The organism is Paractinoplanes tereljensis, assembly GCF_016862435.1.
Classification (GTDB): Bacteria; Actinomycetota; Actinomycetes; order Mycobacteriales; family Micromonosporaceae; genus Actinoplanes; species Actinoplanes tereljensis.
The window spans coordinates 126378-143016 of record NZ_BOMY01000001.1; the positions used below are offsets into that span (position 1 = coordinate 126378).

Here is a 16639-nt window from a genome sequence, read left to right on the forward strand (position 1 = left end):
GTGCGCTCGGGGCGCTTCTCGCCGTACTCGTCATGGTCTCGTCCTCGGTCTGGGTGCGGGAGGGATCCGCCGGGCGGGTGTACGACGAGGCGTCGGTGCCGGCGGCGCCGGTCGCCCTGGTTCTGGGCGCCGAGGTCTACCCGGACGGCCAGCCGTCGCCGTTCCTGGCGGCCCGGCTCGACATCGCGAAGCGGCTGCTCGACGCGGGCAAGGTGAAAGCGATCCTGGTCTCCGGCGACCACGGCCGCTGGGAGTACGACGAGCCCGGCGCCATGCAGGTCTACCTGGTCGCCCGGGGTGTGCCGGCGTCCCGGGTGGTGCTCGACTACGCGGGTTTCGACACCTACGACTCGTGCGCGCGGGCCCGCAAGATCTTCGGGGTCGGTAAGGCCATCGTGGTGACCCAGAGCTACCACATCGACCGGGCGGTGACGCTCTGCCGCCACTTCGGCATCGACGCGACCGGCGTCGGCGACGACACCGTCCGCATCTACACCGCCCCGTGGCGCAACTCGGTCATCCGCGAACGCGGCGCCGTGGTGAAGGCCGCCTACGACATGCTCTCCCACCGCGACCCGGTCTACCTCGGCAAACACGAGGTCGGCGTAGAACAGGCCCTCAGCTAGCCTCCACCCCGTTGTTTGTCGAAGAGCACGTAGCCACGGAACTCCCGCGATCGCCCGCGGAGCGAAGCGGAGCCAGCCAGCTCTGCTCTTTCCTGAAACCTTGACGCCCTAGTCTGCCGCCATGGATTCGGCTGATCTGCTGGTGCGGAGCCTGGGCGAGTGCCGGATCGACTCGCCGCTGGGCGGTCTGGTCACCCGGCGCGGCACGACCGAGCACTACGTCGACGAGACCGACCGGGTGCTGCTCGACGACACCCTGGCCCTGCTGGCCGGGCGCACCGGCGAGCCGCCGTCGTTCGAACCGGGCGGCCCCCGCCGGCAGATCTTCTTCGACCCGTCCAAGATCCGGGTCGGCATCGTCACCTGCGGCGGCCTGTGCCCCGGCCTCAACGACGTGATCCGCGGCCTGGTCCTGGAGCTGACCTCGCACTACGGGGTGCGGCGCATCGTCGGGTTCCGCAACGGCTACCGCGGCCTGGTGGCCCGGCACGGCCACGACGTGGTCGAGCTGAACCCGTTCGTTGTCGACCACATCAACGAGCACGGCGGCACCATCCTCGGCACGTCCCGCGGCAACCAGGACCCGGCCGAGATCGTCGACTGCCTCGACCAGCTCGGCATCAACATCCTCTTCGTGATCGGCGGCGACGGCTCGATGCGCGGCGCCCAGCGGATCGCGGCGGAGATCACTTCGCGGGACCGCCGGATCGCGGTGGTCGGCGTGCCGAAGACGATCGACAACGACATCCCGTTCATCGGCCACAGCTTCGGGTTCCAGACCGCGTTCGGCAAGGCCACCGAATCGATCCGGGCCGCGCACACCGAGGCCACCGCGCAGCCCGGCGGCATCGGGCTGGTGCAGCTGATGGGCCGGCACTCCGGTTTCATCGCCTGCTACGCGGCGCTGGCCAACAACGACGCCGACTACGTGCTGATCCCCGAGGTGCCGGCCGACGTGGAGGCGTTCCTGCCACACCTGCGGCGCCGGGTGCGCGAACGCGGCCACGCCCTGGTGGTGGTGGCCGAGGGCGCCGGCCAGGACTATCTCGCCGCCGACGGCACCGATGCCTCCGGCAACAAGCGCCTCGGCGACTTCGGCGTCTACCTGCGCCGGCGCATCCTGGACGACTTCGCCGCGGCCGGCGAGGAGGCCAACCTCAAGTACATCGACCCGAGCTACGTGATCCGCAGCGTGCCCGCCAACCCGTACGACAGCGTCTACTGCCTGCGCCTGGCCCAGGCCGCGGTGCACGCGGCGATGGCCGGCCGCACCGAGATGGTGGTCGGCACCTGGCGAAACCGCTTCGTGCACGTCCCGATCCCGCTGGCCGTGGCCACCCGCAACCAGGTGGACCCGAACGGCGACCTGTGGATGTCGGTCCTGGAGGCCACCGGCCAGCCCGCCGAGTTCACCGAGATCCCGCACCGCGCGGCCGCCTGAGGCATTTCCCTCAAGATCCGCCCGACCGAGCCGATGACGACACCCGGTTCATAGACGCATGCGAGCGGATTCATAGGCAATTCCTAGGCGAATAGCGACCCCGTTTCAGCTCCGGCAACGATCCTCGACACATCAACACCGCACCTCCGACCCGGAGCCCCCGATGAGCGACAAGACCCCCGGCGCCGACGAACCCACGGCCGCCCAGCCCGCCGTCACCCCACCAACCGCACCCCCACCAGCCGCCACCCAGCCAACCGCCGAACTACCCACCGCCCAGCCGGCCGCCCCGCAGCCTGCTGCCACCGCGCCTGCTGCCGCCGCCGCTCAGCCTGCCGCTGCCGCTCAGCCTGCCGCCGCAGAATCCGCTGCCGCGCAACCAGCCGCCGCGCAACCGGCGGCCACACCGGCTGCGCCCGGGCCGGCACCGACCGGCTGGCTGCCGGCCGGCGGGGTCGCAGGCGGCCTTCGCTCCCGGCGCGTGCCCCTGCTGGCCGCGGCCGCCGGCCTGGTGGTGGGCCTGGTGCTGGGCGCGTGCGGGGTCGGCGCCGCCGTGGCGGTCTTCGACCGGCACGACGACCGCGGCACCGAGCGCTTCCAGCACGGACCCCGCGGCGCCAACTTCCCCGACCGCAACGGCAACCAACCCCGCGGCCAGAACCCTCGCGGTGACCAGCGCCGCGACGGCCGCCCGGCCCCGGCGCCGAGCGACGCCAACCCGGCGCCCAGCGCGGCCACCCCGACCCCCAGCGCAACCGCCTGACCCACCGCGGGGGCCTTTACATAGATGGCCGTGGACATGTTGCGGCTGGTCGACGAGAGTGGCGGGATGGGGAAGTCGACTCGGCGTAGCTTCATGGCGGTTTCCGCGGCGGCCGTCACCGCCGGTATTGCCGGGCCGGCACAGGCGGTGGGGCGCCGCAAACCGGCCGCTGACCCGCAGTTGCGCGCGATGCTGCGGGAGATCGATCCGGCCCGGGTCGAGGCGATCATCCGGCGGCTGGTGGCCTTCGGCACCCGGCACACCCTGTCGGCGCAGGACGATCCGGAGCGCGGCATCGGTGCGGCCCGGGACTGGTTGCAGGCCGAGTTCCAGCGGTACGCGGATCGCTCCGACGGACGGATGACCGTCGCGTTGGACTCCTTCATCCAGCCGGTCTCGTCCCGCATCCCGGCGCCGACCCGGATCACCAACGTCGTGGCCACGCTCCGTGGCAGCGTCACCCCGGACCGGGTGTACGTGGTGACCGGCCACTACGACTCGCGGGTCACCGACGTCATGGATGCCACGAGTGACGCGCCGGGCGCCGACGACGACGCGTCGGGGGTGGCGGTGGTCCTGGAGCTGGCCCGGGTGATGGCGACCCGCGCCCCGGCGGCGACCATCGTGTTCGCCGCGGTGGCCGCCGAGGAGCAGGGACTCTACGGCTCCGATCACCTGGCCCAGACTTTCAAGGACCGCAACACAGACGTGCAGGCGATGTTCAGCAACGACATCGTCGGCACCGGCAACGCCCACGACGGCAGCGCGGACGACCCCCGTACGGTCCGGCTGTTCGTTGAAGGAATTCCGACGTCGGAGACGGCGGCCGAGGCCGGCGTGCGCAAGAGCGTCGGCGGCGAGAACGACGGCCCGTCCCGGCAGCTGGGCCGGTTCGTCGGCGAGGTGGCCGGCCACGGGCTGACCGGCATGCGGGTGCGGCAGATCTGGCGCCGGGACCGCTACCTGCGCGGCAGCGACCACATCTCGTTCCTGCTGCGCGGCTACCCGGCGGCCCGGTTCACCGAGCCGCGGGAGAACTTCGCCCACGAGCACCAGAACGTCCGGGTCGAGGCCGGCGTGCAGTACGGCGACCTGATCGAGTTCTGCGACTTCGGCTACATCGCCCGGGTGGCCCGGGTGAACGCGGCCGCCCTCTGGTCCCTCGCCCAGGCCCCGGGCACCCCGAAGGGCGTGGTCATCGACACCACCCAGCTCACCAACGCGACCACCCTGCGCTGGCAGGCCAACCCCGAGCCCGACCTGGCCGGCTACGAGGTGCTGTGGCGCGAGACGACCGAGCCGGACTGGACACACGTTCTCGAGGTCGGAAACGTCACCACCGCGACCGTCGACCTTTCCAAGGACAACGTCTTCTTCGGCGTACGGGCAGTGGACCGTGACGGTAACCGGAGCCCGGTATCCGCTCCTAAGCCGTCTAGCTGACAATTTCAAGGGCGCCGGAATGACACGATGGCCTTATGACGGTCGACTACACGGTTCGGCTGCGGTTCGGGGAGACTTCCCGGGACGCGGCGACGCACACCAACCTCTCCGCGGTCCGGCTCGACGGACAGGTGCTCTGGATCGCCGGTGACGAGACCGCGACCGTGGAACGCCTGCTCGCCGACGACCCGCAGAAGGCCGCCGAGTTCGGCGGCGAGACCTCGTTCCGGATCGCCGACTTCGTCGACCTGCCCGGCGAGGACGCCGACGAGGAAGCCGACGTCGAGGGGCTGGCCCGCACCGGCGACTTCCTGTGGGCGGTCGGTTCGCACAGCCTGCGCCGCAAGCAGATCAAGGAACGCCACCTGGGCGACAAGGCGCTGAAGCGCCTGGCCCGGATCGAAGGCCAGGACAACCGCCAGATCCTGGTACGGCTACCGATCGCCGACGTCGGCGGTGTTCCGACACCGGTGAAGGAGACGGTGATCGACGGTGTGCGGCACCAGGCTGCGGCGCTGAGCCGCCGCGACAACCTGCGCTCGCTGCTGCGCGACGACGAGCACCTGGCCCCGTTCCTGCCGATCCCCGGCAAGGACAACGGCCTCGACGTCGAGGGCATCGCGGTCCGCGGCGACCGGGTCTACCTGGGGTTGCGCGGCCCGGTGCTGCGCGGCTGGGCGTTCGTGCTGGAGTTGCGGCCGTACGTGGATGAGGACGACCCCGGCCGCCTGCGCCTGCGCGAGTTCGACGACGGCGAGCCGTACCGCAAGCACGTGCTCGACCTCGAGGGCCTGGGCGTCCGCGACATCTGCCCCGACGGCGACGACCTGCTGATCCTGGCCGGCCCGACGATGGACCTGGACGGCCCGGTGCGCGTCTACCGCTGGCACGGCGCCGCCCGCCTGGACACCCCGCAGATCGTCCGCGACGACCTGATCTCCCGCGAGCTGGAGCTGACCTTCGGCGAGGGCGACGACCACGCCGAGGGCATCAGCATGCTGGGCGACGACCGCATCCTGGTCGTCTACGACAGCCCCGCCCGAGCCCGCCTGACCGACGACGGCTGCGTCATAGCCGACGTCCTGCTGCTCCCCGGCCGCTAGACGGCCAGCGGTGCCCGGGTTTCGCCGCCGCGCAGCCTGCGGTAGGCCCGATCTTGGCGAGTTCCCGCTCGCGCCGAGCAGGGACTCGCCAAGATCGAGACCCAAACCGCGGGCGCTACTCGCGGGCGGCCAACAGAGTGATCGGGGCGGGGCGGGTTGCTGACCAAGAGGTGATCAGGCTGGTCGCGCCGGTTACCAGCAGGGCCACCGCGCACACCGCGCCGATCAGCGTCCACGGCAGCGTGACCGTCGCGGTGCCGGTGACCGCCGAGGTTGTTCGGGCTGCGGCGATCAGGGCGCCGGCCGCGGCAAGGCAGCCGAGCAGGATGCCGGCTGCCGTTACCGCGGATGACTCGAGCAGGGCCGCGCGCAGCACCTGGCCGCGGGTCAGGCCGCCGACCCGCGCCGCCGCGAACTCCCGGCGGCGGGCCGCAGCGCCGATCACGATCGAGTTGACCACGCCGATCAGCGCGTAGAGCGCGCCCAGGCCCATCACCGCGACCATGATCTTGTTGTTCACCTCGGAGCGTGCGGCGGCGTCGGCGCGCAGCCAGTCGTCGGCGTCGGTGACCGTTCCGATTCGGCCGAGGGCCGCTCGCACGGTGTCGGCGGAGGCGCCCGGCTCGAGGGTCACGAACGACTGGGCCGGCGCGGCCGCCAGCAACCGCTCGGGCACCAGGCCGGCCGGCAACAGCAGGTTGGCACCGCCGCTGATGGTGGCCGGCACGGATGCCACGACCGGCACCGAGCCGAGGTCCAGATCGGGCAGCGCGAGGCGAATCGATCCGCTGGAAGGAATCTCACCGCCGGGCCCAACCGCGACGGCCCGGCCCCGCAGAGCAGCCAGGCCCGCCGAGTCGGCACGGACCGCCAGGCCGCCAGATGCCGCCGGGCTGACCGAGTCGGAACGGGCCGCCGGGCTCCCGGCCGCCGGGCCGGCGGAGTCGGCACGGGCCGGCAGGGCGCTGGCCGGCTGGCTGAGGGAGTGTGCGCGGGCGTAGGCCGCTGGGTCGATTACCAGAGCTGACGCTGAGGATGACTCGTCGTCGGTGACTACCGTCGCCGGGATTGACAGCTCTGTTGAGGCTGAGGCTACGCCGGGGACCGCGGTGATCGCCGGGCCTACCGGACCGGTTGCCGTCACCACCAGGTCGGCCTGGGTCTGGCGGCGTAGCTCGGTGATGCCGGCGTCGGTGATCGAGGCGCCGGCCGCGGCTGTGCCGATCACCAGGGCGACCAGCACGATCAGCGGGGCCGCTACCGATGCGCTGCGGCGGCGGGCGTCCCACAGGTTGGCGCGGGCCAGGGCGCCGATCACGCCGCTGCCGGTGGGCAGCAAGCGGCCCAGCAGCGGGACCACGAGCGGGCTCAGCGCGGCGGCCGCGATCGCCGCCGGGAGCGGCACGTTCATGGCCATGGCCGCGCCGCCGCCGGGGCCGCCGACGGGCGCGACGATGACCAGGGCCAGGGCGCCGCCGAAGAAGATCAGGCCGGCTGTCCAGCGGGTCGCGGTCATCACCCGGGCCGCCGTGCCGGTGTCGCGCAGCGCTTCGAGAGGTCGCACCCGGGCGGCTCGGTGAGCGGCGACCATGGCGCCGGCCAGGGCCAGGGCGATGCCGGTGCCGAAGGAGACCGCGAGGATCCATGGCCGCCATTCGCCCTCGAAGCCGGGCGGCACGAAGCCCTGGTGGCGCATCAGCGCAGCCTGGGCGGCCATCACCAGCAGGCCGGTGGGCACGCCGAGCGCCGCGCCGAGGCCACCCAGCAGCACCGCCTCGCGCAGCAGCCGCAACCGCACCTGGCCGCGGCCGGCGCCGACCAGGCGCAGCAGGGCGAAGTCGCGGCGGCGCTGGGCCACGGTGAACGCGAACGTGGAGCTGATGATGAAGCCGGCCAGAAACGTGGCCATGCCGAGGATCAGGCCGAGCATGGAGACCGCGGCGGTGACGTTGTCGGAGAACTCCATGCGCTCGGCGGCGCCCAGGCCGGGCGGCGTGTCGAGGGTGGCCGCGGTGATCAGCAGGAGCAGCGAGGACTGGACCAGCGCCACCCCGAGGGTGACCGAGAGCAGCGAACCGGCGAAGAGCGCGATCATGTCAGGGACGCCAGACGGTTGGCGATCTCGCGGGCGTCGGCGCCGGCCAGCCGGTCGACCACCCGGCCGTCGCGCAGGAAGACGACCGCGTCGGCGCGGGCCGCCGCCAGGGGATCGTGGGTGACCATCACGATGCTCTGGCCGCCGGACGCCATCACCCGCAACAGGTCGAGCACCACGGCGGCGGCCGACGAGTCGAGTGCGCCGGTGGGTTCGTCGGCGAAGAGCACGTCGGGGGCGGTGACCATGGCCCGCGCTATCGCGACGCGCTGCTGTTGGCCGCCGGACAGCGCGCGCGGGCGGTGCCGGGCCCGGTCGGCGAGGCCGACGGCGGCCAGCGTGTCGCGCACCAGGGCGGTGGATGGTCGCTGACCGGCCAGGCGCAGCGGCAACGCCACGTTTTGCGCGGCGGTCATCGAGCCGATCAGGTTGAAGCTCTGGAAGACGAAGCCGATCCGGGTGCGGCGCAGCGCGGTGAGCTCCCGGTCGCGGGCCGCGGTGAGGTCGGTGTCGCCGAGGAGGACCTGGCCGGAGTCGACGTTTTCGAGGCCGGCCGCGCAGTGCAGCAGCGTCGATTTGCCGGAGCCGGAGGGACCCATCACGGCCGTCCAGGCCCGGCGCGGGAACTCGAGGGTCACGTTGTCGACGGCCCGGACCGCGGCGTTGCCACGACCGAAGACGCGGCTGATCGCGCGCAGCGTCACGGCCGCGTCTGCCCTGGTCATGGTGGTTGTCGTCATGGGAAAACGCTATCGAGGCGGGCCGCATTTGGCGCTCCCGCAGGCACCCGTTTTGGTGGTAGTGCTAGCCGTACCGCAGATGAGTCGTCCTACTCAGGCAGCCCGCCCCGGATCGTCCATAGGGTTCGGACATGGCGAAAAAACGCAGGTGGCCATGGGTGGTCGCGGTGGTCGCGCTGGGCGCGGCCGCAACCCTCCTGGTGGTACGGGATCCGCTGCTGCTCCCGGGCACCCACGAGGTGACCGTGTACGGGCTGAACGACGACATCAGCACCCTGGTGGACGAAGCACCGGGCCTGCTCGGCCGGGTGCTCGGGATGTGTGACGCCGACAGCTACTACGCCGAGCAGGACGGCCGGAAACGCTGCCTGGTGCTCAACGGCCCACTCGGCGACATCGACGTGACCCGCAAGGACGGCAAGGTCGTGCTCGCCGCGTCCGAGGTCACGAAGCTTCGGCAGATGGCCACCCAGGACACCGGCAGCCCGAATCCGACCACCACCCTGGTGCTGATGTCCGGCAAGCCGGCCGCCCTCGTCCCGGTGACCGACCTGGTCGAGGGGCAGCCGGCGAACATCAAGGCGCTCTAGGAGGCCCGCCAGCCCAGCGCCGGCCCGAGCTTGGTGGCCATGTCGGTGAGGATCTGCACGTAGTCGTCGCGCTCGAAGCTGAACGGCAGCGCGAACGCGACCTCGTCGATCTCCCGGAACGCGACATGCGCGCGCAACCGAGCGGCGATCTCCTCGGAGGAGCCCACGTAGTCCAGCGAGAAGAGCATCCGCGCCGGTCCCTGCGGGGCGGCGGTGCGGGGCGTGCGCTTTTCGGCGTACGCCTCGTATCTGGCCTTTTGATCGGCCGTGGCCGAATCGGTGGGAATGACCACCAAGCCCTGGGAAACGCGGGCTTTCTCCCCGTCGGGGTGATGGGCCCGGAAGGCCCGGATGTGCGCCAGCTGGATCTCGGCGAAGTCCTCGGACTCCTCGGCCTTCACGACGCTGCTGGTCAGGAAGTTCATGCCGTGCTCACCGGCCCACTGGGCCGACCGGAGGCTGGCCCCGCCGTACCACATCCGGCTGCCCAGACCGGCCGCGTGCGGCTCGACGCGGTTCGAGAACACCTCGAAGCCCTCGGTCCCGGCGAAGTCGGTGGCGGGCTCACCGCGTACAAAAGAAAGCAGTTGTTCCACCCGGCCGTAGCTGAAATCCTCGGCGTCGGCCGTGTGCGGGTAGAGCGCGGTTTTGACCTTGTCATATTGCATCGGCGGGCCGACGCTGACGCCCGGATTGAGCCGGCCGCCGGACAGCACGTCGACGGTGGCCAGATCTTCGGCCAAGCGCAGCGGGTTTTCCCAGCCCAGCGGGATGACCGCGGTGCCCAGCTCGATGCGCGAGGTGCGCTGGGAGGCGGCGGCCAGCACCGCGACCGGCGACGAGATGCCGTATTGCAGGTGGCGGTGGCGCACCCAGGCACTGTCGAAACCGAGGTCCTCCCCCAGCTTGATGATCTCGAGGGTGGACTCATGACCGGCGCGGGGATCGCTCGGATCGAACAGCCCGATGGTCAGAAAGCCGAGTTTGCGCAAGGGTTGGTCCCGCATGAGATCAAGAGTATCGAGGCGGCCCGCACTCCGATCTCGCTAACCTACGGATATGTTGATCACTATCGTGGCCGACTACGGCGTCGGCGACCTCGCGTTCGCCGAGGTGCGCCAGCGCTTCGCGAAGCTGATGCCGCACGCCGAGACGATCGCGGTGCCGGTGCGGCCGTTCGACACGGTCGGCGCCGGCTTCTGCGTGGCCCAACTCGCCTTCGGCGAGGGACCATCAGACCGCATGGTGTACGCGAACGTAGCGCCCAGAAGCGACGAGGACGACCCACGCGCCGACAATGCGGGCGAGCCCCTGTCGGCCTGCCGCCTGCCGTCGGGGGTGCTGGTGGTGGGGGTGGCGGCCGGCTTCGCGATGTCGTTCCTGGAGCTTCCGGTACGGGCGGTGAAGGTCGCGGACGCCGGCTCCCAGTTCCGCTCACGCGACGTCTTCCCGGCCGCGGTGGCCGCCCTGGCCCGAGGCGACGACCTGCTGGGCGCGGAACTGACTGTCCCACCGCCGCCGTCACGGTCGGTGGTCTGGACCGACGGCTACGGCAACCTGAAGACGTCCTGGCACGAGCCACCGGCGCCGGTCGGCAGCTCGGTCCGGGTGCGCATCGGCGACGCCGAGGCCGACGCCGTGGTCAGCGACGGGGTGTTCGGCGTCCCGAGCGGCGCGATGTCGTTCGCCCCGGGCAGCTCCGGCTGGGGCAAGCCCTTCTACGAGCTGCTCCTGCGCGGCGGAAGCGCCGCGGCCGCCTTCGGCGATCCCCCGAACGGATCCGCGGTCGAGCTGGCCTGAATTCGCCGATTCCCCCGCACATACCGGCAGCGTAGGATGGGTCGCGAAATTGAGGGTGATAGGAATTGAAAGGGAATTGAATGCCGGAGCCGGCCTACGTGTCCCTCGCGGGCAAGTACGCGCATCGCATTCGGACCGGTGATATTCCCCCGGGTTCGCAGTTGCCCAGCTACGCCGAGATCGCCCGGGAGAGCGGCGTCTCCGACATCGTGGTGCGAAAAGCCATCGAGCTGCTCCAAGGACAGGGTCTGGTCAGGTCCGCCCGCCGACGGGGAATCTTCGCGACCGATCGGCCGATGCTGGTGCGCGCGTCTCCGGAGCGCCAACTGGAAGACCCGGAAGAGACCTTTCGCAGTGAGTCGAAACTGGCGGTGGAAGTCGACCGCGAGACTGCGGACATCGCGGCCCCGGCGGGCATCGCGGACGCGTTCGGCATCGCGCCCGGAGATCCGATCAAACATGTGATGACCAGGATCGCCGAAGGTGGGCAGCCGGTTTCCATCTCGGACACCTATCAGCCCTTGGACGCACCGGACGTGACGACCGCCGCGATGCTCGAGGAGACCGTCGCCGACCGGCTACCGCCCGCGCTGCACGCGGAGTGGCTGCATACCGCGCCCGGCGACCTGGTGAAGCAGATACATCAGCGATTCATTGCCACCGACGGCCGGATCCTCATGATCTCCGACATTTCCTATCCTCGGAATCGCTACGACGGCTTTATGTTCCGGATGCAACTCAATCCCTGACCCAAGCCTGCGCGACATCCGAGAGGTTCCACCAGGAAACGAATCGCTGATCGGTGGATCGCTGCTCCCACCGCTCGGACAGGGCGTCGAAGAAGGCGTCGTCTCCGGTCTTTCCGCCTTTGGGCTCGCCGACATATACGAGCCGCTTGCCGTCGACTCTCTCAAATGCGATCAGCGCCTCGGACGCCATCGGATTGCCCCACCCGGGCGGCCAGCACAGCAGCAGCACGGCATCGGACGCCTGTTCAAGCCGCGCACTGAATTCGCTCAGATCGCCGACGTCGCGCCAGACCGCCGACTGGCCGGCGGCATCCGGAAACGAGACATTGACCGTCCTGCTGGGCGGCTCGATGTCGTACGCGTCAGCAACCAGCCCTTCCCGCGCGAGCTGTGCAGCCCAGTAACCCCGCCCCGCGCCCAACTCGATGACGGGCCGGCCGGCGCAGAAGTCAGACACCCAACCGAGGGTTTCTGGCGAAGGAATCGCATAGGCGTACGCCGCTTGCAGGATCGTCTGAGCGTAGGCCAACCGGGCGCTGCCCTCAATCGCCCCGCCATCGACAACCCGGCGACCGTCCCGCTCGGACACCGACGGCGCGACGATTTCCCAGTAGGGATTCCCGTCCTCGGCCCCGCCGTCAGTCATGTGGTGCAACAACCGCAGGTCGAATGTCCGATCAGCCTCGGCGTCACCAGTCCCGGGTAGAGCAGCCGCCGTGTCCAGGTACTCAGCCACCCTTGGGAATTCGGCTTCCAGTCGCCGTTCATCGCCGAGCAACTCGGCCAGCTGCGCCCGTCGTTCCGGTGAGAGGGCAAGTGGAGTCATGCCCTGATCCTGCCCGAATGCGTACCGGACGACTCGTATGCCACCCCGACGTGGATCATATCTACGTATACGAAGTTACGTATACGATGGAGTCGACCGACGGGGGTGATCAATGTGCACTGGCCGAAGCGCCCAACCTGGGACTGCATGGCATGCCAGAGCCCGTGGCCCTGCTACACCGCCAAAGTCCAGCTCACCGCGGAATTCACCGGAGAGCGGACCCGCCTCCGGGTCTATCTGGCCGCGCAGATGTGGGAGGCAATCGATGACTGCGCTGTGCCGGGTGACGGCCGGCCGAGGCCAAATGGCCTGTACGAGCGCTTCCTTTTCTGGACGCAGCAGGACCCCAGTCAGTGGTAACTCGGAAGTATTAAAAGGCGCAGGTGGAGCGACCGGAACCCCAAGATCAGTGGTCATCTGGCCGCTGCTTGCGTGGGCATCTGGCCGCTTGGTCTGTGGGCATCTGGCCGCTGTGTGGGGCCTCGGCGTGGCGTGGGTCGACGTAGCCTGGCGGGCATGCCCACCTATACCCCCGGACAGGTTGTTGAGAAGACCGGGTTCAGCCTGGACACGCTGCGCTACTACGAGAAGATCGGGCTGCTTGAGGACGTGCCGCGCACGTCCGGTGGGCGCCGGCAATACCGGGACGACGACGTGGGCTGGCTGGGGATGCTGCGCTGCCTGCGCGACACCGGCATGCCGATCGCCCGGATGCTCGAGTTCGCCGAGCTCAGCCGGGAAGAGGAGTCGATCCCGGACCGGATCGCGCTGCTCGAGGAGCACGACCGGGACGTCGAGGAACGCATCGACACACTCATGCGGCAGCGCGACCACATCCGCGGCAAGATCGCGTACTACAAGTCGGTGACCGGCCCGCGGTAAGCCGCGGGCCGGTGTCAGCCGATCAGGCGCCGCGCAGCGTCGCCCCGAAGCGGGTGGCCACGGCAGTTACCGCCGCGTCCCGGGCCGCCAGGGCCTCCTCCGAGGTGAGCGTGCGGTCCGGCGCCCGGAAGGTCAGCTTGTAGGCGAGGGACCGCTTGCCCTCGCCGAGCTGATCCGACTCGTACACGTCGAACAGCGCCACCGATTCGAGCAGCTCGCCGGCCCCGGCGGCCAGCGCCGCCTCGACCTCGGCGGCCGGCACCGCGACGTCGAGCACCAGCGCCACGTCGATCAGCGCCGGCGGGAACGTCGAGATCCGGATGCCCTGCACGACCGGGGCGGCCGGGATCGCGGTCAGGTCCAGCTCCATGGCGACGGTCCGCTTGGGCAGTTCCAGCGCCGACACGACGGCCGGGTGCAGTTCGCCGGCGTGCCCGATGACCGTGCCGTCCACCGCGATGGCCGCGCACCGGCCGGGGTGCCAGGGCGCGAGCTCGCCGGCCGCGACGGTGATCCGGCTGTCGGTGATGCCGGCGGCGGACAGCGCGATCCGGGCCGCCTCGATCGCGTCCGCCCAGGTCGCCGTGCGTCCCGGGCCCCACCAGCCGGAGGGGGCGATCTCGCCGGTCAGCACGGCCGCGAGGTGCCACGGCTGGGCCGGCACGAACATGTTCGCGGCCGCCCAGTCGGCGTCGTTGGGACGCCGGTCGACGCCCATCGCCGGCGGCGGCGTGCTGGACCGGCCCGGCAGGAACACCGTGCCGATCTCGTACAGCGCCAGGTCCCGCAGGCCCCGGCCGAGGTTGCGCTTGAGCGTGCCGAGCAGCGGCGCCAGCAGCGACGTGCGCAGCAGCGGCTCCTCCTCGGACAGCGGGTTGGTCAGCCGCACCGCGCTGCGCCGCGGGTCGTCGACGGCATAGCCGAGGGCGTCGGCCAGGCCCGCGGAAAGGAACGGGTAGGTCCACACCTCGACGTAGCCGTTCTCGGCCAGCGCCCGCCCGACCGAGCGGCGGCGACGCTGCGCGGCGGTGATGCCGGCCCCACCTCGGGCCGGCGGCAGGATGCTCGGGATGTTGTTGTAGCCGCCGAGCCGGGCCACCTCTTCCACCAGGTCGATCCCGGCAACCAGGTCGGGACGCCAGCTCGGCGCGATGACCTCGAGCGGATTGACCCCGCTGACCTGGCAGCCGATCCGGCTCAGAAGATCAACAACATCAGAGGCCGGATACGGTACGCCGATCCGCTGCGTAGGAAGGGCCGGGTCGAGCAGGATCGGGCCGGGCAGCCCCCGGTGATCGAGGTCGAGGACCCGCTCGTCGACGGTGCCGCCGGCGTGCGCGGTCAGGATCTGCACGGCCCGTTCGAGCGCCACCAGGGTGAGGCTCGGGTCGACGCCCCGCTCCCAGCGCTTGGCCGCCTCGCTGAACAGCTTGTGCCGGCGGGCGGTGCGACCCACCATGATCGGGTCCCAGTGGGCGGCCTCGAGCAGCACGTCCACGGTGTCCGGCTGCCATTCGCTGGTCTCGCCGCCCATCACCGCGGCGAGCGAGATCGGACCGGTGTCGTCGCAGATCACCATGTCCTCGGCGTCGAGCACCCGGGCCACCCCGTCCAGGGTGGTCAGCTTCTCGCCGGACCGGCTGCGGCGCACGACCAGTCCGCCGGAGATCCGGTTGAGGTCGAACACGTGCATCGGCTGGCCGAGTTCGAGCATCAGGTAGTTGGTGATGTCGACCGGCAGCGAGATGGCGCGGATGCCGGCCGCGACCAGCCGGCGCTGCATCCAGACCGGCGACGGCGCGTTCGGGTCGATGCCGCGCACCACCCGGGCCGAGAAACGGTCACAGCCGACGGTGTCCTCGACGGACACCGCGAACGGCACGTCGGTGGTCCCGCTGGGTGCGTCGATCTGCGCCGGATCGGTGTACGCGGCGTCGAAGGCGTACGACAACTCGCGCGCCAGCCCACGCAGGCTCATCTCGTAGCCCCGGTCGGGGGTGATCTCCACCTCGACCACGACGTCGTCGAGCCCGACGATCGGCCGCGCGTCCTCACCAGGGGTCCCTGAAGGCAGCACGATGATGCCTGAGTGGTCCCCGGACAGACCCAGCTCGGCGGCCGAACAGATCATGCCGTTCGAGTTCCGCCCGTACGTCTTCCGGGCCCCGATCTGGAAGCCACCCGGCAGCTCGCCGCCGGGCAGGATGACCACGACCAGGTCGCCCTCGGCGAAGTTGCGGGCGCCGCAGACGATCTCCTGCGGCGCGTCCTTACCGACGTCGACCGTGCAGAACCGGATCGGCTTCTTGAAGCCGGTCAGCTCCTCGATGGTCAGCACCCGCCCGACGACCAGGTCACCCTTGACGGTGGCGGCCTGGTCGACGATCGACTCGACCTCCATCCCGAGGTTGGTCAGCGCGTTGTCCAGCTCTTCCGCGGACAGCCCGGCCGGAAGCGAGACGTAGTCCCGCAGCCACGACAGCGAAGTCTTCATCGCCTCAGACCTCCATGCCGAAGTTCACGGTGAAACGCGCGTCGCCCTCGACGAGGTCACGCATGTCGCCGACGCCGTTGCGGAACATCAGGGTGCGGTCCACGCCCATCCCGAACGCGAAGCCGGAGTACTTGTCCGGGTCGATGCCGCAGGCCACCAGGACCCGCGGGTTGACCATGCCGCAGCCACCCCACTCGACCCAGCGCGGCCCGTCCCGGTGCTGCGCGAACCACACGTCGAACTCGGCCGACGGCTCGGTGAACGGGAAGTAGTGCGGCCGCCAGCGGGTGCGCGCGTCCGGCCCGAACATCGCCTTGGCGAAGTGGTCGAGGGTGCCGCGCAGGTGGGCCATCGTGATGCCCTCGTCGACGACCAGGCCCTCGATCTGGTGGAAGACCGGGCTGTGGGTGGCGTCCAGCTCGTCCGAGCGGTAGACCCGGCCCGGGCAGACCACGTAGATCGGGGGCTGCCGGGTGAGCATGGTGCGCACCTGGCCGGGAGAGGTGTGCGTGCGCATCACCAGGCCGGGCAGGTCCACGTAGAACGTGTCCATCGAGCCGCGCACCGGGTTGTCCGGGCCGATGTTCAGGGCGTCGAAGTTGGCCCACTCGAGCTCCAGCTCGGGACCCTCGACGACGTCGTAGCCCATGCCGGCGAACAGGTCACCCATGTGCTCCATGAGCGTGGTGATCGGGTGCCGGGCTCCGCGCGGCCGCCGGTCCCACGGAAGGGTGACGTCGACGCGCTCCTCGACCAGCACCCGGGCGGCCTGCTCGACCTCGAGTGCCGCAGAACGGGAGTCGAACGCGGCCTGGATCGCCTGGCGGGCCTCGTTGACCCGCTTGCCGGCGTCGGACTTGGCGGCCGGCGGCAGCGAGCCGATCTCCCGCCGGGCCAGCGACACCGGGGACCGGTCACCCAGGTGGGCGGGCTTCAGCGCGCCGAGGGCGTCCAGGTCGGAGGCGGCACCGAACGCGTCTTCCGCAGACTGGACGGCCTCGGAAAGAGACTCGGGCGACAGCAGGGCAGCCTGCTTCGGATCGTATGGATCGTTGCGGTAGGACATTTTCTCCCTCACACCGGAAAA

General features: G+C 70.6%; 15 protein-coding genes. 9 read left to right on the top strand and 6 right to left on the bottom strand.

Translation table 11 applies throughout. The annotated features are described in order from the left end of the window. Positions 1 to 32: 32 nt before the first annotated feature. The 5 genes from Ate02nite_RS00540 (at position 33) to Ate02nite_RS00560 (ending at position 5376) form a co-directional block, all read left to right on the top strand. Positions 33 to 626, top strand: a complete 594-nt coding sequence (locus tag Ate02nite_RS00540; protein ID WP_203797642.1) for a SanA/YdcF family protein — start codon at positions 33 to 35, stop codon at positions 624 to 626. A gap of 121 nt (positions 627 to 747) precedes the next feature. Then, positions 748 to 2067 carry an ATP-dependent 6-phosphofructokinase gene (locus Ate02nite_RS00545; RefSeq protein ID WP_203797308.1) on the top strand — a complete coding sequence of 440 codons (1320 nt, stop codon included), beginning with the start codon at positions 748 to 750 and terminating at the stop codon, positions 2065 to 2067. A 163-nt stretch (positions 2068 to 2230) separates the two neighbouring features. Then, complete coding sequence (locus Ate02nite_RS00550) at positions 2231 to 2830, top strand: hypothetical protein (RefSeq protein WP_203797309.1); 600 nt, start codon at positions 2231 to 2233, stop codon at positions 2828 to 2830. Positions 2831 to 2866: 36 nt separating this feature from the next. Beyond that, a complete protein-coding gene (locus Ate02nite_RS00555) occupies positions 2867 to 4273 on the top strand; it encodes a M20/M25/M40 family metallo-hydrolase (RefSeq protein WP_203797643.1) in 1407 nt (468 codons plus the stop codon). A 35-nt stretch (positions 4274 to 4308) separates the two neighbouring features. Then, positions 4309 to 5376: a DUF3616 domain-containing protein gene (locus Ate02nite_RS00560; protein WP_203797310.1), complete on the top strand. Its 1068-nt coding sequence runs from the start codon at positions 4309 to 4311 to the stop codon at positions 5374 to 5376. A gap of 115 nt (positions 5377 to 5491) precedes the next feature. Here Ate02nite_RS00560 and Ate02nite_RS00565 read toward each other — a convergent pair whose 3' ends face one another. Further along, entirely contained in the window at positions 5492 to 7471 is a 1980-nt protein-coding gene (locus tag Ate02nite_RS00565) for an ABC transporter permease (protein ID WP_203797312.1), read from the bottom strand. After that, positions 7468 to 8211, bottom strand: coding sequence for an ATP-binding cassette domain-containing protein (locus Ate02nite_RS00570; protein ID WP_239147029.1), 744 nt, complete (start codon positions 8209 to 8211; stop codon positions 7468 to 7470). Before Ate02nite_RS00570 ends, Ate02nite_RS00565 begins: the two co-directional genes overlap by 4 nt. A gap of 131 nt (positions 8212 to 8342) precedes the next feature. Here Ate02nite_RS00570 and Ate02nite_RS00575 point away from each other — a divergent pair, with 131 nt between their 5' ends. Then, the gene (locus tag Ate02nite_RS00575) at positions 8343 to 8801 is read left to right on the top strand and encodes a hypothetical protein (RefSeq protein WP_203797314.1); all 459 of its coding nucleotides are present in this window, start codon (positions 8343 to 8345) and stop codon (positions 8799 to 8801) included. Here the strand turns inward: Ate02nite_RS00575 and Ate02nite_RS00580 are convergent. Beyond that, entirely contained in the window at positions 8798 to 9808 is a 1011-nt protein-coding gene (locus Ate02nite_RS00580) for an LLM class flavin-dependent oxidoreductase (RefSeq protein ID WP_203797316.1), read from the bottom strand. The genes Ate02nite_RS00575 and Ate02nite_RS00580 overlap by 4 nt on opposite strands. A gap of 52 nt (positions 9809 to 9860) precedes the next feature. Between Ate02nite_RS00580 and Ate02nite_RS00585 the strand changes: the two genes are divergently transcribed. Beyond that, a complete protein-coding gene (locus Ate02nite_RS00585) occupies positions 9861 to 10601 on the top strand; it encodes an SAM-dependent chlorinase/fluorinase (RefSeq protein ID WP_203797318.1) in 741 nt (246 codons plus the stop codon). Positions 10602 to 10681: 80 nt separating this feature from the next. Then, entirely contained in the window at positions 10682 to 11350 is a 669-nt protein-coding gene (locus tag Ate02nite_RS00590) for a GntR family transcriptional regulator (RefSeq protein ID WP_203797320.1), read from the top strand. On the opposite strand, the gene Ate02nite_RS00595 is transcribed toward Ate02nite_RS00590, so the two are convergent. Beyond that, positions 11340 to 12176, bottom strand: coding sequence for a hypothetical protein (locus Ate02nite_RS00595; RefSeq protein WP_203797321.1), 837 nt, complete (start codon positions 12174 to 12176; stop codon positions 11340 to 11342). The two genes, Ate02nite_RS00590 and Ate02nite_RS00595, sit on opposite strands and share 11 nt — an antisense overlap. 516 nt (positions 12177 to 12692) lie before the next feature. On the opposite strand from Ate02nite_RS00595, the gene Ate02nite_RS00600 reads away from it, so the two are divergent. Next, positions 12693 to 13058: a MerR family transcriptional regulator gene (locus Ate02nite_RS00600; protein WP_203797328.1), complete on the top strand. Its 366-nt coding sequence runs from the start codon at positions 12693 to 12695 to the stop codon at positions 13056 to 13058. 22 nt (positions 13059 to 13080) lie between these two features. On the opposite strand, the gene pheT is transcribed toward Ate02nite_RS00600, so the two are convergent. Together pheT and Ate02nite_RS00610 are read right to left on the bottom strand one after the other, a co-directional pair. Further along, the gene (pheT, locus tag Ate02nite_RS00605) at positions 13081 to 15552 is read right to left on the bottom strand and encodes a phenylalanine--tRNA ligase subunit beta (protein ID WP_203797330.1); all 2472 of its coding nucleotides are present in this window, start codon (positions 15550 to 15552) and stop codon (positions 13081 to 13083) included. A 4-nt stretch (positions 15553 to 15556) separates the two neighbouring features. Then, entirely contained in the window at positions 15557 to 16618 is a 1062-nt protein-coding gene (locus Ate02nite_RS00610; protein ID WP_203797332.1) for a phenylalanine--tRNA ligase subunit alpha, read from the bottom strand. Positions 16619 to 16639 lie beyond the last annotated feature (21 nt).